Here is a 20,849-nt window from a genome sequence, read left to right as displayed (position 1 = left end):
TATTTCTTAATTCTGCTATACTTCACCTAAGAGAGCAACAACGTTTATGAAAAGACCTCACCTTGTACATTTTTTGGCCATTGTCACTGATGATTCAATCAACATCAAGGCCTCTATTACAATGAAAGAAAACCTGATGGCCCAGAATCTGGACTTCGACATTGTGACGACGAAACTTCCTATTCAGGCCCTGCGTCTCTTAAACGGTTACCAATTCACCATGAAGATAATTGGGGTCTCAAAGGATCAACGTGAGATTTACAAAAAATCTTTTGAATCTGACTCTTTTGGAAACTTTAATTTCAAGATCCCGCTGACCAAGGAGCGCGAAGAAATCGAGATCCTGCAAATTTACGAAACCAAAAAAAGACCGGGGCTGGAGCTGCATCTAGGGACATACATCCCTCTGCGCATCTTTTCTCCGAAAAAACTTATTATCTGTGATTTTGACAAGACTCTGGTTGATACGAAGTATTCAACAACTAAAGAAGTCTACCGCTCACTGACCCGCTCGCTGGAGGAAAACCCAACAGTGGCAAGCTCGGTAGAAATTCTTCATCGCTATATCCGCCGCGGGCATCACCCGTTTATTCTTTCGGCCTCTCCGCATTTTTATGAAGATGCCATGAGAGACTGGTTATATAAGAATAATATTTTTTCTGCCGGGATTTTTTTAAAAGACTACCGCCACTTTTTTTCATTCCTCGATGGTGAATTAACCACGAAGGATTTAAAGCTTCAGGGTCTCTACAAGCTCAATCACCTTTTAGATATTCTACTGATGACCGGGATTCCGGATGAGCTGGTACTTATGGGCGATAATTTTGAGTCGGACCCGACGATCTATTTGACGTTGACAAAAATCCTGCGTGAAAACATTGATCCTTGGGTTATCTGGAATGAAATTAAAGAGCAGGATATTTTTCAGCTTAAGAAAAAACAAAACTCACAGTTTTTAAATAAGATCTATCAGCTGGATAATCTTCTAACCAGAAAAAGAAAAGAAAGCCGCGGGAAAAAAATCGGTATCAAGATTTATATCAGAAAGCGCTTCAAAACTGACGAGCTCCAACTCTCACCTATTTTTGAAAAGCAAAAGAAGTACCTCGAGATGATTGAGATGTACGACGGGCTCTACCAGGATGAGTTCCAAAAAATGATGGAAGAAGCTCAGGCAAAAAGCGTAAAAGGCGCAGAAAGCACAATATAACCCAGACTCAAAAAAAGTCCGCTGCGGTGAAATTGACGGGCGCGCTCTTCATCTCCTTGAAACATTCCTTTGGTCAATGGAAGAGCAGCAAAATCAAATTTAATAATCTCTAAATACACTCTAAAAAGAGCGGCGATCAGAAGGAAGATATTGAGCCATTGATTGCTTCCAAGGTCATTTGCATTTACAATATCAAACATACATCACTCCACTTTTAGGACCCAACAAAGATATGGATCTACTTACTTTGATCGGCGACATAGACGAAAACTTTTACCAACTGGGGCTCAAGGACCGCGAAGTGGGAAAACTTGTTCATCAAGACGTCAAAATGATGCTGAGAACGCCCTGGAACTCCGTAAACTTAGTTATTCAGGAAGTGGGAAAGGCCGTCCTAAAGAATTCCCTTTTAAAAAATACCGATCAATTCCGTCACCTAAAGCACTACGCTGAAGGCATGGGGATCGCCGTTGATGAGGCGGCCTATGTGATGCTGATTCCCGAACTCGTGAGCTCAATGAGTAAATGGGCACCGGGATTTATCAAAGGAAACCTGGGTTGTTCCAGTTTTATGCTAAGAAACCCGGAAGGCGAAGTCGTTCATGGGCGCATCCTCGATTTCCCCTTACAAGGTTCATACGATCGTTATGAGCGCGCCATTTCCTACGACCTGACTGGCATGCCGAAAATGTTAGGCTTTGGAGCAAGCGGTATTCCCTATCCCTCAATCACTCTGATGACTGAAGATGGAATAACTCTGGCCTTGCACCAGAAATTCACCAATATTTTTAACCCGAAAGGGATGTCGATTTTTGAATACATCTTTGCCCTGACAAAAAAGGCCCGCGATAAAAAATCGGCGATCGAATTTATCAACACTCATCAGACGATCACGACCTGGTGTTTGTATATGACGTTTAAAAACGGCGAAGTCCTCGCCTGTGACCTTCACGGCGATAAACCTTTTATCAACGAACTTGAGGTTCCAGAGACGGGAATTCTCTATTTTTGTAATCATCTCGAAGATAAATCACTCAACCAGAGACAATTTCTTCCATTGGGTTTTGATCAATACAACCTGATGAGAGAGAGTATTGCCACTAAAAAGATTCACAAGTTCCTGGACAAGAAAAAAGCACAGCCGACAGAAGCGGAATTGATTCAACTGATGTCGACGCCGCTGGATCAAAAGATTACATCGCGCAATTTTAAAGACTATGAACTCGACAACGTCACTTCAACCAGTCTTTCGATTATGACCATGAATCCAACTGCGAAAAGGGCGCTTTACTTAGGCGGGCCGGCCCCAAAGATTTTTAACACCGACATAATCGAGATCAGCGATTCCTTTGGAAGGGCCAAACAAGCTCCTCACAAGCTTAAAAAAGCAGTCAATTTTGATCCTGAGTACCACACTGGCCTTCACCTGATGATGGAAGCACAAAAAGGATTTGATGCCCATGATTCGCAGTCTATTTACCACTATCTGCAAATGGCCATTGACCATTTAGAACACTATCCAGAGAGAAAAATTGCTGAGTTTTATTTTCTTATTGCTCAGTATTTATACGAGTCTCACCCACAGGTTCTGGCAAATTTACTTGGTGAATTTAAAAAATTTGAAGACCATCTTCCTCCTTATTTGAATGACCAATGTTTGCTTTTCATTGGACGACTGGAGAGAATTTTAAAACTTCCTCCAAGTTTAGAAGAAGATAAAATTCAAACGAAAAAATTAAGAGAGATTTACAACCGAGAGCTCATGATCCCACGAGCGGTTTTCCATGTGGCCAGCAAAGGAATGATTGTCCCGAGAATAGATATTTTAGACGTGATTTACGTGTTAACGGCATAAAAAAAGGCTTCCCGAAGGAAGCCTTTTTTCTTTGGAAGAATCATTATCAACTATAGAGAACATCTTCTCCATTGCAATTGGTATAAAATCCCCGCTTTAAAGTCAGCAGAGTCCACAGTTGCCATCGCTTCATCCATGTAACGGTTTGTCTTTACCAGCATCGCCGCGTTTACACGTAAAATTGTGTCAGCTCCACATGGTGACCAAACTTGCGCGTTGATCCCGATCACGTTTTTAAATGTGTAATCTGTATCTGTGCGGCCTAGGAAAGTTTTATCGAAGCGAGGTCCCAGAGATCCGGCCAGGAAGTATTCAGCAGTAAGGCGCGCAGAGGCCTGTGATGGAAGTGAAACGTACCCGCGGTAGTCGACGTCGATAACTGAAACGCTGTATCCTTGTGGCACGTGAACTGGAATGGCAATATTACAGGTTTTTCGCTCTGTCTGTTTGTTCATCCCTCCAGCTTCAACAATAAACTGATCAAAGATGATTGAAAGTGATTTTGCGTCTTCACTTAGTGTAACAGAAGCAGAGTTTGCTGGACATCCGTTCCCACCATATCCTGGAACACCAAGTTTGATGTCGTTAAGATCGGCCATCGCCACAGATGAAAGAGTTGTAAGCGCCAGACAGAGTCCTAGAAGTTTCTTGTTTGTCATAAAAATTTTCCCCCTCAATAGAAACGAACTTTTTTGTTCGTATTCAATTTTTTAATGGATATTTTTTTCAAAAGAAAGTTCAAAATGTGCACGCTTTGAGTTTGACCGCCACGTGGTTTTTTAGAAAATCATGTCATCGCCAGCTGGCGGACAAAAAGAATTCACACACTCTTTGGTATTGAAAGCAACTTCACCATCCGTTACATATAGAAACATAGGGGGGCCTATGAAAACATTAATCACAGCACTGTCTTTTCTTTCACTCACTACTGCCACATCTTTATATGCGGCCGACTTTAAACTGCAAAACATCCGAGTAGGTGGTGTTGGTTGTCCAAGTGAACTAACTACCATTGTCCTGGCACCAGATGCGAGCAGCGCCAGTTTAATTTTTTCTCAGTTTGAATCTCGCGTTCCGGTCTTAAACGCCGGTCCAAAAGTCTCGCGCAATATCTCAACACTTAACTGTAATATTTTTTTAGATGTTAAAGTTCCGGCAGGAGTAAAACTTGATTCCTTAGAAGTCGCTTACGATATGCGCGGCTTTGCAACTTTAGATAGAGGCGTTCAAGGAAGCTTTAAAAGTTTCTTAGTGAGTAAATCAGGTCTGGGGACAGAATCAGTAGGAAGTAGAAACCCGGAAACGCTGGCCGAAAGATTATGGTTTAACACTTTCTCTAACCAGGAAGAAGATTTTACAGTGTCGGCCCTAAAGACCATTGCCATTCCTTCACAGTGTGCCCGCGGATCAGCGACAGATGTGGTTTCAATCAGACTGCAACACACTTTAAGTAGCCAAATTCTTGCTGGATTTGAATCCCAATCGCAGGGAAGCATTACAATGGATACCTCTGACATTAAAGGGGGCCTGAGACTCAGAGCACTCACTTCATCATGTGGCTCAAATTCGCAACCACAAACTCAACCGGGGAGAAACTGTCGTTTAGTCAGAGTTGACGGGCGCACACAACAAGTTTGTATCTAAAACTATTAATGATTAACTGGTGCCTTAATGGCGCCAGTTGATTCTCTATACCTAACTCTTTCCTACAACTAATAGAATTTTGTTTTGCTTTTTTTATTCAACTGTTACAACCAAGAAATATGAATGAAACAACTTCAGAACATTCACATTCATCTTTCTCAGTTAATCAGGAGCTCAGACGCATGACTGCTGCTTACCTGGATAAACACCCGGGCCTTACACTCAATGCTTTAGCACAAAGAAGTGGAGTTCCGGCCACAACCATGAGACGACTCATGCAGGAGGAGCAACGAAGCGAGCTTGCTCCTCATACCGTTCTGGCCCTGACGTCTTACCTGTTAAAAGAAAGAAAAATCTCAAAAATCTTAAAACTAGTCGAAGGCCCAATCGCCGATCTTCTCAAGAAATGTTTTGATCAGTTCATCTTTGATGAAAAATCTTCAACACATGAAATGAGCGCAGATCTAAATACTGTGTTTCAGGATAAGTTCTGCTACCTGATCTATAAAATGGCCGCCAACAAAAATGGAACGAGCATTGATGATGTCAAAAATGCTTTTGGCCTGGTGGGATTGAGAAAACTCATCGACCTTATTGATAAAAACTGGATTTTAAAAAACGATAAAGATGAAAGGCTTCATGCCAGAGAGAAGAATTTCTCAGTCGACCTTGCCCTCGCCCATGAACTAAGCCATGCCCTGGTCGATCTCTACAAACCATGTGACGTAAAAAGTGGTTTAAACCTTTTCTACTCACTTTCTGAAGGTATGAGTGAAGAAGGAATCAAAAAAATCAAAGAAATCGAAAAAGATGCCGTCAAAAAAATTTACGACGTGATGAATACCGAATCCCTTCAAGGGGATCTACCTTATTTTGCCCTAATCGTCTCAGACGTTATGGGTCCGACACCTTTAAATGAAGCCAATACAGGAGTGCTCCAATGAAAATAATCATTTTTTCTCTTCTTTTTGTGGTCTCTTCCATGACAAGTGCTTTTGCAATCGATCAGCACAGCCTTGATGAACTAAAAAAGCAAGGCTTTCAGGTTCGCATGGGCGAATTAACGGGAGCAGGTTCAAAACTTTCATTAGCAAGGCTTGCGGGCTTTATTCACCCATCAGGAATTGTCATGAAGGGTGACTGCAAACAAATCGCTGTAGCTGCCTCAAGTGACCGCGTAGACCCTAAAATTTCCGACGTCACAAAAGTTGTGGTCGATAAAAGCGTCATCTCCGCGCAAGAATTTGAAGGTTTTTTTACATTTCAATAATCTTAAGTTACGTTAGGGGGCATGACTGATAACACTCTGCCCCTTACACCTAAAGAATTCTGGAGCGACGTCTGGAAAGAAGGCGTGATTCGCTTTCACCAGCAAGAATACAATCAGGCGATGGTAGATTTTTTTAAAGACATCGACTTGAAAAACAAAACGGTGCTCATTCCCCTTGCTGGAAAAACCAATGACATTCTTTTTTTCCTTGAACAGGGCGCCCATGTGACGGCCATTGAATTTTATGAAGGTGCAGTCCTTGCCTTCTTCAACGAAAATAAAATCCCTTACACTAAAAAAGATCACACCTATTATGGGAAAAACATCACTTTTTATGCCGGCGATTTTTTTGACTATAAAAACCAAACTCCTTTTGATGTCATGTATGACCGCGCCAGCCAGGTGGTTTTCGATCATGAAAAAAGACCTGCGTACTACGCCCATATGTCGACTCTCATTGATAATCACACCATTCTTTTTTTAGGCGCTATTGATCATCAGGGGCCAGATGATTACGGACCTCCCTTTAAAATTTCACCAGAAGAAGTGAAGAGTGCTTATAAAAACATGGGGATTTTTCTTAAGATGGCCAGCTCACAAATGAATGCTGCCAGTGAGAAAATGCAGGCCGTAGGTGTTGTAGAAGTGCAGACCTACTTTCTTTCTAATATCCAATAACGCTTCTTTAAATGCTTCTTTAAACGCTTCTTTAAATGCTTTTTCAAAACGAAAACCTAACACAATCATAACTTGAGTGTCGTCCGAAAAACTGGCATAAATCGGCCAAATCACCCCTGTAAGGAGACACTCATGAAAACTATGCTTTCAATGGCCCTACTTTTAACGTCACTCAGCTCGTTTGCTTTTGAACAAAAAGCAACTCTGGATTTCACGAATACATACGGAAATACAAACGCTGGTCTTTATGAAATGACAGTTAACCTAAGCGCTAAGAAAACAGTTTCTGAAACAACTCTCTCTTTCAGCACTCACCGCGATGACAACGATCTTTTCTGTGTCACAACTGCTAACTTTGAAGTTGGTGAAATGAACTTCAAACTTGCTGACAAAAACACTGGATGGACAAAAAATATCACGAAAAAAGTTTTCGCTTCAATCACTCACCAGTCTGATGATGAGACATGTGAAACAAACCTGGAAAAATTCGCAGGGAACACAAATTTATATGCTTCTCTTTCACTTGAAGACGCGATCGCTCTTCCTGTAAAAGCTCCTTTTGACTACACATCTGTTGGCGTATGGCTTTCACCATTCAATGGATACCTTTACCTGAACGCTAACGTTGAAGTAAAAGGCACTAAGCTTTCACTTGACCCAAGTGAATTATTAACTTCGAGATCAATTCTTTCAACTAACGTTGACAACAAAGCTGTTGGATACTTCGTGTACGCTTCAAAAGAAGCAACGACGCTTTCACTAGCTGTTGGTCAAGTTAAGTTCTAAAAAATAAGTGGGTCGGGCAGGAGTTATTTCTGCCCGATTTTTAGCATTTTCTGAATGTATTCTACTGATGAATTAAGATTTCTGATATCTGACTGAACCTTCTCGATGTCTTCATTTTTAAGCGTTAAAATATCCGCCTTTAATTTCTCCATCTCTTGTGCTGTCGGTCCTGGAGTTGCTTGGGCCGTCGCTGGTGAATCAGTTTTTTTCTGCCCCAATTGATCCTGGATTTTTTTTATGTCCTGATCCTTGAGTGCTTTGACGACGTCTTCAAGTGTTTTAAGTTTGATCGTATTGGCATCAAGTTTTGCTTCCATATTTTTCAAAGACCCCGATAGCTCCATCAAGTAGCGCTCAAGGTTATCGATTTGCTCTTTCTTATTTAGACCTGTGTTGTCAGTGGATTGATAGGTTTTAATCTCCGCAAATGAACTTGTACTCAAGGCCATTGTAAGCGCTATCATTGAAAAAACAGTCTTTTTATTCACTGCAACATCCTCTCAAATAAGATCTCTTCACTGTAAAAAGTAACATCTTTTCAAAAAACGGCCAATAAAATCAATTCCTGACTAACCAAATCTAATATTCTATGTTAGTTTGACCCATCATTTTTTAATATAAACTGTTGAATTCTTTATTCTAGGAGATTTTCATGAAGTTCTTGAAAAGACCATTAGTGGGCCTTTTACTGATTGCTGTGTCTACTGTTGCTATGGCCGAAGACAAACTAGGTACTCGCGATAACCCAGTTAAAATTTTCTTCACGCCTTCTGTTGATGCCAACACAATTGCTACAAACTCAACTTCTTTTCTAAAATTCATGGAAAAAGAAACAGGACTTTACTTCAAGTCTGGGATTCCATCTAACTTCATCGCTGTAGTAGAAGCTTTCGGTTCAAACCGTGCTGACGTTGCGGTTATGAACTCTTTTGGTTACCTGCTTGCAAATACAAAATTCGGAGCAGAAGCTAAACTTAAAGCTCTTCGCCACGGAAAAGACTACTACGCTGGAGCGATCTACGTTTCTGCAAAGTCTGGAATCAAAGACCTTAAAGACCTAAACGGAAAGAAATTCGCGTTCACAGACGCTTCTTCAACTTCTGGATACCTTTACCCGCTAAAAATCTTCAAAGATGCTAAAGTTCAACTTGGAAACACAATGTTTGCTCAAAAGCACGACAACGTTATCACTATGATCTACCAAGGTCAGGTTGATGCTGGTGCTGCTTTCTACTCTGATGCTTTCGATGGAAAAATCAAAGACGCTAGAGAGAGAGTTATGACTCAATTCCCAGACGTTGAGCAGAAAGTAAAAGTTCTAAAAATCACTGACAAAATTCCTAACGACCCATTCGTATTCAGAAAAGGAATCGACCCAGCAATCACTACTAAGATCGTTGCTGCTCTTAACAAGTACCTTTCAACTGAAGAAGGAAAAACGACTTTCAAAAACATCTACGCTATCGACGGAATCGTTCCTGCTTCAAACAAGGACTACGACTCTCTTCGCGCAGTTATTAAAGCTGCTAACGTAGACGTTGGTGCTCTAGTTAAGTAATCTTTTTTTTGAACTCATTTATATAGGAATAGATTGATATGTTAGAAATCAAAGGACTCGAAAAGGTTTACCCGAACGGCCACCACGCCCTGAAGAATGTCTCTTTCAGTGTGCCTCAAGGGGAATTTTTAGTTGTTATCGGTTTATCAGGTTCTGGTAAATCTACTATGCTTAGATGTATTAACCGCCTTCACGACCCGACAGGCGGGGAAATCATCTTCCACGGTACAGATACAACAAAACTTAAAGGAAAGGCGCTTCGTAAAATCAGATCGGAAATCGGTATGATTTTCCAGCATTTCAATCTTATTCCTAGAAAAACAGTTATGGAAAACGTGCTTTCTGGAAACCTGTCTCGCACAGGAATCCTGGCAAGCATCTTCGGAATCCACTCTCCAGAGACTCGTGCTCTGGCCCAAAAGTACATTGAGATCGTAGGTCTTAAAGGAAAAGAGAGAAACAGAGCGGACAACCTTTCAGGAGGTCAGCAGCAACGTGTAGCGATCGCTCGCGCACTTATGCAAAACCCAAAAATCTTACTAGCTGATGAACCGGTGGCTTCACTTGACCCGGCAACATCACACTCAGTTATGCAGTACCTTAAAAAGGTTAACGAAGAATTAGGTGTAACAGTTATTTGTAACCTGCACTTCCTTTCTCTTGTTCGTCAGTACGCTCACCGTGTAGTGGCACTTAAAGGCGGAAAGATGATCTACGATGGGAAACCATTAGAGATTAACGAAGAATGGTTCAAAACTATTTACGGCGAAGACGCTGTAGAAGTAACAATTAACTAATTTACGATCACGAGATAAATATAATGAAACAAAAAACGCATAAAACACCAAACAAATACGTTCAAAGCTTTAAAGCTTACGTTCTTGATACATTGGCATGGGCCTACATGGCACTTGTCGCTTATAAAGTTATTTACGAAAAGATCATTATTGATGAGCGCTACCCAGAGTTCACATGGAACCAGCCGCTACTAGCTCTTTATATTGGTCTGGCAATTGCCGCAGTCTTATTTTTTACAAAATTCTCTCTAGGTCGCGGGATGTTCGGTCTGCTTAAGTACGACGAAAACGAAAGCCCGACGTCTCAACCATTTGCATGGATTGGATACCTGCTTATCCTTTTAACATTCATCACTGGTTTCTACTCTTCTCAAGTTTCACTAAAAGAATTCCTTTCTGAAAGTGGTCTTGAAGGAGCGAAGCGTATCTTTAAAGCGCTTTTTAACCCGAACTGGGCAATCTTTGAAGAAGGTCTATTCGCTGCTATTGAAACGATCTATATGGCCTTCATTGCAACTGCAGTAGCTATTCCTATCGCTTTCCTTTTAGGGTTCTTTGCAGCTAGAAACTTGATGAACTCTAACCCTGTTCTATTCTTCTGCTACAACGCTCTTAGAGCTTTCCTAAACATCTCTCGTTCGATCGAGCCTCTAGTTTGGGCGATTATCTTCTCAGTATGGGTTGGTATCGGGCCTTTCTCAGGGATGCTTGCTCTTTGTATCCACTCAATCGCTTCACTTACTAAGCAGTATTCTGAGCAGATTGAATCAATCGACGACGGTCCAATTGAAGCGATCACTGCAACAGGTGCTCACCCAATCCAGATCGTATGGTTCGGGGTTGTACCTCAAATCGTTCTTCCATACCTTTCGTACACAATCTACCGTTGGGACATCAACGTTCGTATGGCGACTGTCATCGGTCTTGTTGGTGGTGGTGGTATCGGTAACCTTCTAATGCAATACCAAGGTCAAGCACGTTGGAATGAAGTAGGTATGCTGGTTATCCTGATTGCTGCTATCGTTTGGACGATGGACTGGGCATCTTCAAAATTAAGAGAAGCACTTAAGTAATAAAAAAGGCCTCCGAAATGGAGGCCTTTTTATTTTCTATCCGCCCCAATCACTCAGGCCATATCGTAAAAGAATCTCTCTTAATTTTCCGCTCTTTCTTAACTCCTCCATCCCTTCATCCAGGATTTTTGCATACTCTTTTGACTTGGGATTGGACGGAGAAAAAGCAATAAAAAGATCGGGGTCATTGGCCAGGTTTTTACTGACCATCTTAAAAATCGACTTATCCTTTTTGAGCTTCTTCATGTTGTAATCGAGAACCAGCGGGTTTTCTACGAAGGCGATAAGCCTGCCTGTCTCTGTCATTTGAATCAATCTTAAGAGTGGAGAATCACCAGAGACTTCTCTAATAGATTTATGTTTCTTCTTAACCAGGCTATCAATTTCATCGCCATAACTGTAATCATTAATGATTCCGACAGAGATATAATCAAGTGAGCCTTCGTTTTTGTAGCTCCACTTGCTGTCTTTGAGCGCCCAGAAGTAATTGACGAGAATACCTGTTGGGATTTCTGGGATCACAAACCCCTTCACATCGGAGCGGCTTGCGCCAATAACAGCATCATACTCTCCGCTCTTGACGTCCAAGAGAACTCGCGCCCAGTTCATTACATTGTAATCAACTCTGTAGCCTTTTTTCTTGAACACTTCGCGGGCAATCTCTATCATAAATCCTGGATGATCCGACTTCGGGTCACAAGCATATGGGCACCAGACATCCGAGCGCATCGAGATCACCTTATCTTTGGCCAGCAAAGAAAAGCTCAAAAGCAAACAAAGACCAAGAGTGAACAATTTTAACATGAGCTCCTTAAGCACTCTTAAGTGCTGCTTGAACTTTTTTCAAAGTAAAAATAAACTGAGTATTCTTAGAGCTAGTATTGTATTCCAAGACTCCCTCGTGCTCTTCGACAATACTTTTAGAGATAGAGAGGCCAAGCCCCGTTCCCTTATTGAGTTCTTTAGTTGTAAAAAAGGGACGCATGATTTTTTCTTGTAACCCTTTCGGAATCCCATCTCCACTATCTGTCACATAAAAATAAATCATGTCTCCTCGATCTTTCACCGTCAGAGTGATCCAGCGGGATTCTGGAGAATGGATAATGGCATCCACGGCGTTTCCAATAAGGTTAACTAAAACTTGCGAGATCTGAACTTCACGACCTTCGGCCATCAGTGAATGATCATCAATCGTGATATCAAAATGAATATCGTGAGATTTAATTTTCATCTCCACCAGCATCTTCACATCTTCAACCATACTCACAATAGAAAAAGGAACTTTCGGATCGGCGTTTCCATCGCGGGAAAGCGACTTCAGGCCTTTGATGATCTTAGCAATTCGCTTAACCATCGCCTGCACTTTTGTCACCGATAAGGCCGCTTCAGGAGGAAGGTTGTAATCGACTTCATGCTTTTTTAATTTGTTGATGTGCAAATCAATCACGGTTAGTGGGTTGTTGATCTCGTGGGCCACATCTGCGGCCATCTCACCGACGGCCGCGAGGCGTGCTGTATTGAGGTTTTTACTCATTTGGTCTTCAAGTTCAGCCGTGCGCTCTTGAACAAGTTTTTCCAGGTCATTGGTATAGTACATAATATCGTTGTTGCGTTTTTCAATCATGCTTGCCGCCTGATTAAGGGCCCTTGAAACTGCTTCCAACTCATCAGGAAGGCCTTCTTCCATTACCAAGCGGTAGTCTTCGTTTTCTATACGGCTAACCTGGCCTAGGATTTTATTTAAGGGTGAAGTCAGCGTCTGGTTGTAGTAATAACGAACCAGCTGAGAGACAAGTAAAAGCATCAACAACGATACGACAAGAATGAGCCCGAGTTGATTTCTAATTGAAACGATATAGCCTTCGTTCGTCATAGCAACTGAGATCTTCGCAATGAACTGCTTGCCTTTAAAAAGTTTAATGCTTTTTGTTTTAGTGTAAGGAAGCTTTTGTGCCAGGCTAAAAGAGGAGATGTTATTGATCCCTTTTTCAAACAACGTACTGTGCTCGCTTGTCTCAATTTTAAGGGCCGTAATATACGTGTACTTACTATCAATTAAGAGCGAATTCCCCACTTCTTCAATCTGGTGCTGATCGTAAGTCCAGATAGGCTCTGTCAGGGCCTTTTTAATGAACTCTGATTTTTCTTCCAATTCGTTTTCCAGGAAGCTCTCCCCGAAAGAAAGCACTGTAAGATACACCACCGAAGTGATAAGAAGAATGGACCCCGCTGTCAGCGCCAGGGCCGAAAGGGTCAATTTCTTAGAAAGGCTGGTGGAAGATAAAATTCCCATTAAAAAGTTATCCTAGCATGCTCTGGTGTCAGGAAATGTAAGCTTCTGCTTACGGTCTTTTATCGGACTTTCTGAGCAGAAAAGAACAAAATTTTACCTAAAAAACGACTAAAAAAGTTGTCAGAAAGGATATGTTATTAAACAATTATCATTACCTTTTAATAATCAACCACACCAAAAACCAAAGAGGGAATGTGAAAACACTTCTATTTTTAGCGTTATCATTATCTTTTGGAGCAGAAGTACAGGCCAAGAACTTTGTTTTCTGTTCTGAAGGCTCACCTAGCTCATTTAACCCCCAGTTAGTCACTGATGGGACTTCAATCACGGCTTCATCAGCAAATATCTATAACAGACTTGTAGAATTTGAAGCTGGAAGCACAAAAGTTGTTCCTGCTCTTGCCAGCTCATGGGAAGTTTCAAAAGACAAGAAGACATACACTTTCACTCTGAGAAAAGGTGTAAAGTTTCACACGACTAAATACTTCACTCCAACTCGTGAGTTTAATGCTGATGACGTTGTCTTCTCAATCGAAAGACAAAGAAACAAGTCTCACCCTTACCACAATGTTGGTGGCGGAAAATACGAATACTTTGATGGAATGGAAATGGGAACATTGATTAAAGACATCAAAGTTCTTGATCCATACAAAGTGCAAATCACACTTGCTCAGCCAGACGCTCCGTTCATCGCCAATATGGCCATGAGCTTTATGAGTATCCTTTCAAAAGAATACGCTGATAAACTTGCTGCCTCTAAGAAAATGGCCGACATGGATAACTTCCCTATTGGAACTGGTGCTTACCAATTCATCTCTTACCAAAAAGACTCTGTTATCCGTTACGAAGAGAATAAATCATTCTGGGGTAAAAAAGGAAACGTAGATAAACTTATCTTCGCCATCACTCCAGATGCTAACGTTAGAACGCAAAAGCTAAAAACTGGCGAGTGCCAGATGGCCACAGACCCGTCACCTGCTGATATAGCTGAAATGAAAAAGAACCCAAAACTTACAGTTATGGAAGACGCTGGTCTTAACATCGGCTTCCTGGCAATGAACGTAACAAAAAAACCTTTCGACAATGTTTTAGTAAGACAAGCGATCTCTCACGCTCTTGATAAGCAAACTTATATCAAGGCCATTTATATGGGCAACGCAACTCCTGCTAAAAACCTTATCCCGCCAACAATCTGGTCATACAACAACTCTGTGACTGACTACAATTACGACGTTAATAAGGCCAAAGAACTTCTAAAAAAAGCAGGTCTTCCAAACGGATTTGAAACAGAAATGTGGACTCTTCCTGTAGCTCGCCCATACAACCCTAACGGGAAAAAAATGGGTGAACTAATGCAAGCGGACCTGGCAAAAATCGGCATAAAAGTAAAACTTATCTCTTACGACTGGCCGACATACCTTGAGAAATCAAAACAAGGTGCCCACTCAATGCTACAGATGGGATGGACTGGAGATAACGGAGACCCGGATAACTTCTTTAACGTTCTTCTTGGATGTGCGAGTGTAAAATCTGGAAGTAACTACCCAAGATGGTGTAACCAAAAGTTCAACAAATTGATCATGGATGCCAAACTGGCAACTGATATCAAAACGAGAACTAAATACTATATGGAAGCGCAAGTGATCGCTCACGACGAAGCTCCTCTAGTTAACATTGCCAACTCTAAGACATTCAAAGTGATGGCAAAAAACATTAAAGGCTACAAGCTTGATCCATTAGGACAAGACTACTTAACAAACATTACTGTTGAATAAATAATGAAATACATCGCTAAAAAATTACTGGACCTGATCCCGACATTGCTCGGGATCAGTCTTGTTTGCTTCTTTTTAATCAGACTGATTCCGGGAGACCCGGTTTTAAACCTCATCGGTGAGCGCGGGGCCGATCCGGCACGCTATCTGGAAATGAAAAAGGCCCTGGGCCTTGATCTCCCGATCACTGAGCAGTTTTGGATTTATCTAAAGAGCATTTTTAGAGGTGACATCGGGACATCGATTATTTCCAACAACTCTGTCTGGAATGAATTTATCGAGCGCTTCCCTGCTACATTAGAGCTTGGGATTGTGGCCCTTATTGGTGCGACTGTTATCGGAATCCCGGTTGGTATTTTTGCGGCCATGAAACGCAATAGCTTCTTTGATTATTTCTTAATGAGTAGTTCACTAGTTGGTTACTCAATGCCTATTTTCTGGTGGGGACTTATCCTCATCCTTCTTTTCTCAGTAAAAATGGGAATCACTCCGGTCTCTGGCCGCATTGATTTTATCTACGATATTCCGGTTTTCTCAGGACTGTATTTAATCGATACACTTCGTCCGGAAGTTTTCTCGCAAGAAGGATTCGGGCCATTTTTAAGTGCACTAAAGCATCTTATTCTTCCTTCTATCGCCCTGGGGACTATTCCTCTAGCGGTTATTGCCCGCATGACTCGTTCATCAATGCTGGAAGTTTTAGGTGAAGACTACATCAGGACAGCGAAAGCAAAAGGGATGAGTAAAAAAAGAATTATCTACATTCACGCCCTAAGAAATGCCCTGGTGCCTATCATCACTACACTGGCACTTCTTTTTGGTTCCATCATCACCGGTGCGATTTTAACTGAAACGATTTTCAGCTGGCCGGGGATCGGCAAATGGATCGTGGCCAGTATCACGGCCCGCGATTATCCGGTTATCCAAGGCGGAGTTCTTATCATTTCTTTCGTGATCGTTTTAACCAACATCATCGTTGATATTATTTATTATTTACTTAACCCAAAGATGAGGAGCTAAAGATGAGAGTCTTTTTAAGTGAACTCTTTTTTGAGTTAAAGAAAAATAAAGGATCAATGATTGGAGTTGTTATCATTATCCTTTCTGTCCTCGTTGCACTTTTAGCACCAGTGCTTGCTCCACACGACCCGACTCATATTAATGCTGAGTTTTTAAAACTTCCTCCAAGCTTTGCTGAAGGTGGAAATGCCCTATTCCCTCTGGGAACAGACGACTTGGGTCGCGATCTTCTGAGCCGTTTAATCTATGGTTCACAAGTCTCACTCTCTGTTGGTTTTGCCGTGGTTGTTCTCTCACTTATCACCGGGACATTCCTTGGTGTCGTGGCCGGATACTTCGGTGGATGGGTTGATAAAACCATCATGAGACTCACTGACCTTATTATGTCTCTACCAAGTATTCTTTTTGCCATCGTTATTGTTGCGGTCTTAGGACCTGGAATCAGTAACGCCATTATCGCCGTAAGTATTGTCGCCGTTCCAAACTTCGTGCGCATTATCCGCGCGCAGGTCATGGTGGAAAAAAACCGCCAGTACGTTCATGCGGCAAAACTTTTTGGGGCCTCACACATGCGAATTATGTTCGTTGAGATTCTTCCAAACTGTATGGCCCCTTTAATTGTTCAGGCCTCTTTAGGTTTTAGTGACGGGATTCTTAACTGTGCGGCCCTAGGATTTTTAGGTCTTGGTGCTCAAGCTCCAATGTCTGAATGGGGAACGATGCTTTCAGATGCCAGAAGCTATATTGAAAGTTCACCTTGGATGGTGACTCTTCCCGGGCTTTGTATCTTAGTCATCGTATTATCTTTTAACTTACTAGGTGATGGGCTTCGCGATGCCCTTGACCCTCGTTTAAAAAAGCAGAACTAGAATGTTATTAGAAGTTTCAAAATTAAATATTCATTTTAAGTCTGACCGCTCACCTGAGCCGATTCATGCGGTTCGCGATCTTTCTTTCACCCTTAAACAAGGTGAAATACTGGGAGTTGTTGGTGAGTCTGGATCAGGAAAAAGTATCACTAATATGGCGCTGATGGGGCTACTTCCCGATACGGCGATTGTTAGAGCAGAGAAGGCCAACTTCAACGGCCACAATCTTTTAAACTTAAAAGAAAAAGAATGGCAAAAAATCAGAGGTCAGGAAATCGCCATGATTTTCCAGGACCCGATGACGGCGCTTAACCCTTTTCTTTCGGTTCAGTATCAAATGGTAGAAACCATTCAGGCCCACCTGAAACTTTCTAAAAAAGACGCTATCGATAAAAGTATTGAACTTCTAAACCTGGTTGGGATTCCTTCGCCAAAAGACCGCCTTAAGTCTTACCCGTTTGAACTCTCAGGTGGGATGGCCCAAAGGGTGATGATCGCCATGGCGATTTCAACCGACCCAAAACTTCTGATTGCCGATGAACCAACAACGGCACTCGATGTAACAATCCAAAAGCAGATTTTAAATCTTATTAAAATGCTTCAAGAAAAAAACAACATGTCAGTGATCTTAGTCACTCACGATTTAGGTGTTGTGAGTGAATACTCTGAGCGCCTACAAGTTATGTACGCTGGAGAGATTGTCGAGACAGGTGCAACAACTGATTTAGTTAGACACCCACGCCACCCTTACACTCACGCTCTTTTAGCCTCTCGCCCAGGTGCTCTGGTTGATGATAAAAAACGCATCCCAAAAACTCCGCTTCCTTCAATCTCAGGAATCGTTCCGGCCTTCCACCAAAGACCATTGGGATGCCAGTTCAATCCAAGATGCCAGTATATGACTCATGAATGTCAGCAAGGTCACATCACCATCTTTGGCGAAGGGCCACATAACGATAATTTCCGCGAATACCGTTGTATTCACCCGATTGAGGAGGCCATCAGATGAGCCAAGTGAATACACCTATTTTAGAAGTAAATGATGTTCATAAAATTTTTGAAATCAAAAAAACGTTTAAACCTAAACTGGAATTAAAAGCACTTTCAGAAATCAATTTTTCTCTTTCAGCTAACGAAACTCTAGGTATCGTTGGAGAATCTGGATGTGGGAAAAGTACGCTGGCAAAAGTTCTCACTCAACTTGAAATTCCTACCAAAGGCGACATCAAACTTTTAGGAAAATCTTATAACGATTACAAAGCACGTGAATTTCACTCGCTGATTCAAATGGTTTTCCAAGACCCTTACCAGTCTTTAAACCCAAGAAAAAAAGCGTTTGATATCATCGCCGATCCTCTTCGCATCAACAGCGATAAATCAGAAGCAGAAATTAAAGAATTAGTTTATGCCATGATGAAAAAAGTAGGTCTGCGTGAAGAATTCGGCTCGCGCTACCCTCACCACTTCTCAGGTGGACAAAGACAGCGTTTAGGGATTGCCCGCGCTTTAATGTTAAGGCCAAAAGTTCTTATTCTTGATGAACCGGTTTCAGCTCTCGACGTTTCTATTCAAGCTCAAGTGCTAAACCTCTTGATGGAACTTCAGCAGGAATTTTCTCTTTCATACTTATTTATTTCTCACGACCTTTCAGTCGTTGAGCACATTTCTGACCGTATCTTAATTATGTATTTAGGTCGCATTGTTGAATACGGTCCACGCGATCAACTCTTCAACAACCCGAAACACCCATACACTAAGATCCTTCTTGAGAGTGCGCCGAAAATTACCGGAGAGCATGTAGAAAAAGTTTCAAGCGACGTCACACCAAGTGAAGCGCCATCTGCGTTGTATCTGCCAAAAGGATGTGCTTTTGCTCCAAGATGCCCGATGAAAACAGATCATTGTATGGAGTCGATTCCACACCTTGAAATGAAAGAAGGACGCCAGATTGCTTGTTTTAATGCTTAGGTTTAGGTAGATGCTTTATATGAAAACTTTAATAATAATTGCCCTTTTTTCTTTCTCACTCAACGCTTACTCGTTAGAAAAATTTGTTTGCACGACCGGCAATTTAAAACTAGAGATCACCGTCACTGAAGAACCTGAAGGAAAGTTCGTCCACTGGATTTTGGGCCTCATCAACGATGAGAGTGCCTCACTAGATGGGCGTGGTCGTTGGCAAAAAGAAGTCGAAGCAGAAGATGCTTTTTCTGCTTACAATGAAGAAACGGCCATTGCTTATAAAAATAAACGCGCTGTCTTTGTTAACGGCACAAACCTGGGAGATGCTATTTTATTTCCTGTCTGTGTTGCCCTATAGACTTTTATAGGCCGTTTCTATAATCAATTTGATAAATATCGCGCACAAACATCACCGGAAGTTTACCGTCCAGGAATTGTTCAATAATACTGTTTCCTCTTTTTGAAGCATCCCATTCCAGGTGTATGTGGGCATTAAAGAGGTCTGACCCCGTGTTATAGTTTGAAAGAACGTTGTAACAATTTTCAATACTCGTCCCCTTAAGCGTACTTGACTGTTGGTAGAAGTTTACGCAATTAAGAGTGCGAATAGGTTTATCGTATGCAAAAGGAGTTGGCTTAGAAACTCCGTCAATTAAGATCGTAAGATTTGGCAGCTGCCCACATTTTTGAAGATACATGTCCGCCAGCTTCTGGGACATCTTAGCTCCCCAGCTATTGACCATCATGATAAGACCTTGCTTCTTTTTACACTCGCCTTTTTCATCGACGGCAAGATTCATGACTGATTTTAATTCTGAGTCTTTTGAGTAATGAGAAAGATAGACCGTCTTAAAGATTTTTTTATGGTTAATGTTCATGTACGTCCAAACACCACTGGCCTCTGAACCTTTCCCGACTATATTAGAAAAAATATCCTCGCTTTCGCTCTTGTCCCTTCCTGTTTTAAAACCAGAAACGGCCACCAAGAGGTATTTATCCGCATGGGCAGAGGGTTCAACATAGTCCGCGCCAAAAGCGCTTCCAACCAGGGTAAGGGCAAGAAGTAGTGTTTTCATAAAAGAGGATAAATACAAAGAAAGGGCCAAAAAAAAGGAATGAAAATTCAGGGGTTTTTGAGGAAAAAAAGGAGAAGGCCGCCTAAAGATTAGACGGCCGTATAGCTCTTCATTAGTAACGGTGATAATACTCGGCCCAGTACTTAAGCGCCTGAGTCTTCCCTTCTGCCTTACAGCTCTTTTGAACTTCTTCTGAGACGATAATTGATTTACCTTCACAGATAGCTTTTAAACGATCTCCCAACGTATCCAGCGTGTATCCTGGAATAAGGTCTTGTTTTTCATATTGAGTAGTGATTAAGTTTTGAAGCTTCGGGCTCATGAAGGCAAAAAATGGATCTTCAATTAATTCTCTTTCAGAGAAAAAATACTTCACTCCTGGAAGTCTTACTACCGGAAGAGTTGAACTAAAGAATGTTCCTTCCGTACTTACGTCGCGGATGTAGATTTCAGCATTCAGATTCATTTCGTTATTTAAGTCGTAATAAACCTTAGCATCGTGCTGAGAATTGTCGCCAAAGAAAATAATTTTTGGAGCGTGGTCTTCCATCATCTCTTTTTGCAGAAGCGCTTTAATCGTTCTGTATTTGTAAGCGTATGTCTCTCCACCGTTATCTTTTGTTTTTAAAATAACCGGGCCGATTGGGAAATTGTTTTTTCTAATCCACTCATCACCATCAAACGTAAATGAGGGAGCAGCTGAAACATAGTAATAGGCTGTTGCTTCACCATGATCGTTTTCATCTTTTTTAATTTCATTAAACAGGTCGCGAGTCTCTTCATAGGGTTTCTTCTTTAAGAAGTGCCACACACCCCCAATCCCGCCCATAGAGTTGGCCTTTTTGATGGTGTCGTCGATATCGGAAACAATAATTGTTTTAGAAAAGCTCGCAAAGGAATATGAGAACAAACTCAATAGGACTAAAAATTTAATAGACTTCACTGGGTGGCCTCCATGCAGTTTACACATATATGGGAAATAG

23 protein-coding genes are annotated in these 20,849 nt (G+C 41.6%); 16 read left to right on the top strand and 7 right to left on the bottom strand.

All coding sequences use genetic code 11. The annotated features are described in order from the left end of the window. Window positions 1-46 precede the first annotated feature (46 nt). Window positions 47-1,210 carry a phosphatase domain-containing protein gene (locus ACN20O_RS16760; protein WP_491635297.1) on the top strand — a complete coding sequence of 388 codons (1,164 nt, stop codon included), beginning with the start codon at window positions 47-49 and terminating at the stop codon, window positions 1,208-1,210. Here the strand turns inward: ACN20O_RS16760 and ACN20O_RS16755 are convergent. Beyond that, window positions 1,171-1,410, bottom strand: a complete 240-nt coding sequence (locus ACN20O_RS16755) for a hypothetical protein (RefSeq protein ID WP_491635295.1) — start codon at window positions 1,408-1,410, stop codon at window positions 1,171-1,173. The genes ACN20O_RS16760 and ACN20O_RS16755 overlap by 40 nt on opposite strands. A 32-nt stretch (window positions 1,411-1,442) precedes the next feature. On the opposite strand from ACN20O_RS16755, the gene ACN20O_RS16750 reads away from it, so the two are divergent. Continuing rightward, window positions 1,443-3,065, top strand: coding sequence for a C45 family peptidase (locus tag ACN20O_RS16750; RefSeq protein WP_491635293.1), 1,623 nt, complete (start codon window positions 1,443-1,445; stop codon window positions 3,063-3,065). A gap of 50 nt (window positions 3,066-3,115) precedes the next feature. Here the strand turns inward: ACN20O_RS16750 and ACN20O_RS16745 are convergent, their stop codons facing one another. Continuing rightward, window positions 3,116-3,724 (bottom strand): DUF4360 domain-containing protein, encoded by a 609-nt coding sequence (locus ACN20O_RS16745; RefSeq protein ID WP_142409534.1) that lies wholly within the window; start codon window positions 3,722-3,724, stop codon window positions 3,116-3,118. A 226-nt stretch (window positions 3,725-3,950) separates the two neighbouring features. On the opposite strand from ACN20O_RS16745, the gene ACN20O_RS16740 reads away from it, so the two are divergent. From ACN20O_RS16740 to ACN20O_RS16720, 5 genes are all read left to right on the top strand, one after another. Continuing rightward, complete coding sequence (locus tag ACN20O_RS16740) at window positions 3,951-4,709, top strand: DUF4360 domain-containing protein (RefSeq protein ID WP_491635291.1); 759 nt, start codon at window positions 3,951-3,953, stop codon at window positions 4,707-4,709. Between the two features lie 119 nt (window positions 4,710-4,828). After that, entirely contained in the window at window positions 4,829-5,653 is an 825-nt protein-coding gene (locus tag ACN20O_RS16735) for a hypothetical protein (protein WP_491635289.1), read from the top strand. Next, the gene (locus ACN20O_RS16730; RefSeq protein WP_142409537.1) at window positions 5,650-5,979 is read left to right on the top strand and encodes a hypothetical protein; all 330 of its coding nucleotides are present in this window, start codon (window positions 5,650-5,652) and stop codon (window positions 5,977-5,979) included. Before ACN20O_RS16735 ends, ACN20O_RS16730 begins: the two co-directional genes overlap by 4 nt. 21 nt (window positions 5,980-6,000) lie before the next feature. Next, window positions 6,001-6,657, top strand: a complete 657-nt coding sequence (locus tag ACN20O_RS16725) for a class I SAM-dependent methyltransferase (RefSeq protein WP_491635287.1) — start codon at window positions 6,001-6,003, stop codon at window positions 6,655-6,657. Between the two features lie 132 nt (window positions 6,658-6,789). Beyond that, window positions 6,790-7,443 (top strand): hypothetical protein, encoded by a 654-nt coding sequence (locus tag ACN20O_RS16720; protein WP_491635285.1) that lies wholly within the window; start codon window positions 6,790-6,792, stop codon window positions 7,441-7,443. A 23-nt stretch (window positions 7,444-7,466) separates the two neighbouring features. On the opposite strand, the gene ACN20O_RS16715 is transcribed toward ACN20O_RS16720, so the two are convergent. Further along, the gene (locus ACN20O_RS16715; protein ID WP_491635283.1) at window positions 7,467-7,931 is read right to left on the bottom strand and encodes a hypothetical protein; all 465 of its coding nucleotides are present in this window, start codon (window positions 7,929-7,931) and stop codon (window positions 7,467-7,469) included. A 164-nt stretch (window positions 7,932-8,095) separates the two neighbouring features. Between ACN20O_RS16715 and ACN20O_RS16710 the strand changes: the two genes are divergently transcribed. The 3 genes from ACN20O_RS16710 to phnE are packed head-to-tail and all read left to right on the top strand — an operon-like array spanning window position 8,096 to window position 10,871. Next, window positions 8,096-9,001: a phosphate/phosphite/phosphonate ABC transporter substrate-binding protein gene (locus ACN20O_RS16710; RefSeq protein ID WP_142409541.1), complete on the top strand. Its 906-nt coding sequence runs from the start codon at window positions 8,096-8,098 to the stop codon at window positions 8,999-9,001. Between the two features lie 38 nt (window positions 9,002-9,039). Continuing rightward, the gene (gene phnC / locus ACN20O_RS16705; protein ID WP_491635281.1) at window positions 9,040-9,798 is read left to right on the top strand and encodes a phosphonate ABC transporter ATP-binding protein; all 759 of its coding nucleotides are present in this window, start codon (window positions 9,040-9,042) and stop codon (window positions 9,796-9,798) included. Window positions 9,799-9,821: 23 nt separating this feature from the next. Continuing rightward, window positions 9,822-10,871: a phosphonate ABC transporter, permease protein PhnE gene (gene phnE, locus ACN20O_RS16700; protein WP_221887024.1), complete on the top strand. Its 1,050-nt coding sequence runs from the start codon at window positions 9,822-9,824 to the stop codon at window positions 10,869-10,871. Between the two features lie 36 nt (window positions 10,872-10,907). On the opposite strand, the gene ACN20O_RS16695 is transcribed toward phnE, so the two are convergent. Both ACN20O_RS16695 and ACN20O_RS16690 read right to left on the bottom strand, forming a co-directional pair. Next, window positions 10,908-11,675 (bottom strand): substrate-binding periplasmic protein, encoded by a 768-nt coding sequence (locus tag ACN20O_RS16695; RefSeq protein ID WP_491635279.1) that lies wholly within the window; start codon window positions 11,673-11,675, stop codon window positions 10,908-10,910. Between the two features lie 7 nt (window positions 11,676-11,682). After that, window positions 11,683-13,164, bottom strand: a complete 1,482-nt coding sequence (locus ACN20O_RS16690) for a sensor histidine kinase (protein ID WP_491635277.1) — start codon at window positions 13,162-13,164, stop codon at window positions 11,683-11,685. A gap of 131 nt (window positions 13,165-13,295) precedes the next feature. Between ACN20O_RS16690 and ACN20O_RS16685 the strand changes: the two genes are divergently transcribed. Genes ACN20O_RS16685 through ACN20O_RS16660 form a run of 6 tightly spaced genes read left to right on the top strand, consistent with a single transcriptional unit; the run spans window position 13,296 to window position 19,148 of the window. Next, window positions 13,296-14,939: an ABC transporter substrate-binding protein gene (locus tag ACN20O_RS16685; protein WP_491635275.1), complete on the top strand. Its 1,644-nt coding sequence runs from the start codon at window positions 13,296-13,298 to the stop codon at window positions 14,937-14,939. After that, window positions 14,940-15,959: an ABC transporter permease gene (locus tag ACN20O_RS16680; protein ID WP_491639299.1), complete on the top strand. Its 1,020-nt coding sequence runs from the start codon at window positions 14,940-14,942 to the stop codon at window positions 15,957-15,959. It begins immediately after the preceding gene. A gap of 2 nt (window positions 15,960-15,961) precedes the next feature. After that, window positions 15,962-16,828, top strand: a complete 867-nt coding sequence (locus ACN20O_RS16675) for an ABC transporter permease (RefSeq protein ID WP_142409545.1) — start codon at window positions 15,962-15,964, stop codon at window positions 16,826-16,828. Window position 16,829: 1 nt separating this feature from the next. Then, window positions 16,830-17,837: an ABC transporter ATP-binding protein gene (locus tag ACN20O_RS16670; RefSeq protein ID WP_491635273.1), complete on the top strand. Its 1,008-nt coding sequence runs from the start codon at window positions 16,830-16,832 to the stop codon at window positions 17,835-17,837. Next, entirely contained in the window at window positions 17,834-18,796 is a 963-nt protein-coding gene (locus tag ACN20O_RS16665; protein WP_491635271.1) for an ABC transporter ATP-binding protein, read from the top strand. The genes ACN20O_RS16670 and ACN20O_RS16665 overlap by 4 nt, the downstream gene beginning before the upstream one ends. A 19-nt stretch (window positions 18,797-18,815) precedes the next feature. After that, a complete protein-coding gene (locus ACN20O_RS16660) occupies window positions 18,816-19,148 on the top strand; it encodes a hypothetical protein (protein WP_491635269.1) in 333 nt (110 codons plus the stop codon). A gap of 4 nt (window positions 19,149-19,152) precedes the next feature. Here the strand turns inward: ACN20O_RS16660 and ACN20O_RS16655 are convergent, their stop codons facing one another. Both ACN20O_RS16655 and ACN20O_RS16650 read right to left on the bottom strand, forming a co-directional pair. After that, on the bottom strand, window positions 19,153-19,866 hold the full coding sequence (locus ACN20O_RS16655) for a hypothetical protein (protein WP_491635267.1): 714 nt from the start codon (window positions 19,864-19,866) through the stop codon (window positions 19,153-19,155). A 112-nt stretch (window positions 19,867-19,978) separates the two neighbouring features. Next, window positions 19,979-20,809: a phosphatase domain-containing protein gene (locus ACN20O_RS16650; protein ID WP_491635265.1), complete on the bottom strand. Its 831-nt coding sequence runs from the start codon at window positions 20,807-20,809 to the stop codon at window positions 19,979-19,981. Window positions 20,810-20,849: the final 40 nt, after the last annotated feature.

The sequence above is a fragment of the Bacteriovorax sp. As-1 genome (genome assembly GCF_058446905.1).
Note: the sequence above shows the minus strand (reverse complement) of the source record. Positions and strands in the feature narration are given on the sequence as shown.

What these genes read in the sequence shown, in the direction of transcription:
- ACN20O_RS16730 (WP_142409537.1), top strand. Translation starts at nt 5,650, where the DNA reads ATGAAAATAATCATTTTTTCTCTTCTTTTTGTGGTCTCTTCCATGACA.
- phnE (WP_221887024.1), top strand. Translation starts at nt 9,822, where the DNA reads ATGAAACAAAAAACGCATAAAACACCAAACAAATACGTTCAAAGCTTT.
- ACN20O_RS16655 (WP_491635267.1), bottom strand. Translation starts at nt 19,866, where the DNA reads ATGAAAACACTACTTCTTGCCCTTACCCTGGTTGGAAGCGCTTTTGGC.
- phnC (WP_491635281.1), top strand. Translation starts at nt 9,040, where the DNA reads ATGTTAGAAATCAAAGGACTCGAAAAGGTTTACCCGAACGGCCACCAC.
- ACN20O_RS16755 (WP_491635295.1), bottom strand. Translation starts at nt 1,410, where the DNA reads ATGTTTGATATTGTAAATGCAAATGACCTTGGAAGCAATCAATGGCTC.
- ACN20O_RS16725 (WP_491635287.1), top strand. Translation starts at nt 6,001, where the DNA reads ATGACTGATAACACTCTGCCCCTTACACCTAAAGAATTCTGGAGCGAC.
- ACN20O_RS16720 (WP_491635285.1), top strand. Translation starts at nt 6,790, where the DNA reads ATGAAAACTATGCTTTCAATGGCCCTACTTTTAACGTCACTCAGCTCG.
- ACN20O_RS16740 (WP_491635291.1), top strand. Translation starts at nt 3,951, where the DNA reads ATGAAAACATTAATCACAGCACTGTCTTTTCTTTCACTCACTACTGCC.
- ACN20O_RS16695 (WP_491635279.1), bottom strand. Translation starts at nt 11,675, where the DNA reads ATGTTAAAATTGTTCACTCTTGGTCTTTGTTTGCTTTTGAGCTTTTCT.
- ACN20O_RS16760 (WP_491635297.1), top strand. Translation starts at nt 47, where the DNA reads ATGAAAAGACCTCACCTTGTACATTTTTTGGCCATTGTCACTGATGAT.
- ACN20O_RS16660 (WP_491635269.1), top strand. Translation starts at nt 18,816, where the DNA reads ATGAAAACTTTAATAATAATTGCCCTTTTTTCTTTCTCACTCAACGCT.
- ACN20O_RS16750 (WP_491635293.1), top strand. Translation starts at nt 1,443, where the DNA reads ATGGATCTACTTACTTTGATCGGCGACATAGACGAAAACTTTTACCAA.
- ACN20O_RS16670 (WP_491635273.1), top strand. Translation starts at nt 16,830, where the DNA reads ATGTTATTAGAAGTTTCAAAATTAAATATTCATTTTAAGTCTGACCGC.
- ACN20O_RS16690 (WP_491635277.1), bottom strand. Translation starts at nt 13,164, where the DNA reads ATGGGAATTTTATCTTCCACCAGCCTTTCTAAGAAATTGACCCTTTCG.
- ACN20O_RS16675 (WP_142409545.1), top strand. Translation starts at nt 15,962, where the DNA reads ATGAGAGTCTTTTTAAGTGAACTCTTTTTTGAGTTAAAGAAAAATAAA.
- ACN20O_RS16665 (WP_491635271.1), top strand. Translation starts at nt 17,834, where the DNA reads ATGAGCCAAGTGAATACACCTATTTTAGAAGTAAATGATGTTCATAAA.
- ACN20O_RS16685 (WP_491635275.1), top strand. Translation starts at nt 13,296, where the DNA reads ATGTTATTAAACAATTATCATTACCTTTTAATAATCAACCACACCAAA.
- ACN20O_RS16735 (WP_491635289.1), top strand. Translation starts at nt 4,829, where the DNA reads ATGAATGAAACAACTTCAGAACATTCACATTCATCTTTCTCAGTTAAT.
- ACN20O_RS16710 (WP_142409541.1), top strand. Translation starts at nt 8,096, where the DNA reads ATGAAGTTCTTGAAAAGACCATTAGTGGGCCTTTTACTGATTGCTGTG.
- ACN20O_RS16745 (WP_142409534.1), bottom strand. Translation starts at nt 3,724, where the DNA reads ATGACAAACAAGAAACTTCTAGGACTCTGTCTGGCGCTTACAACTCTT.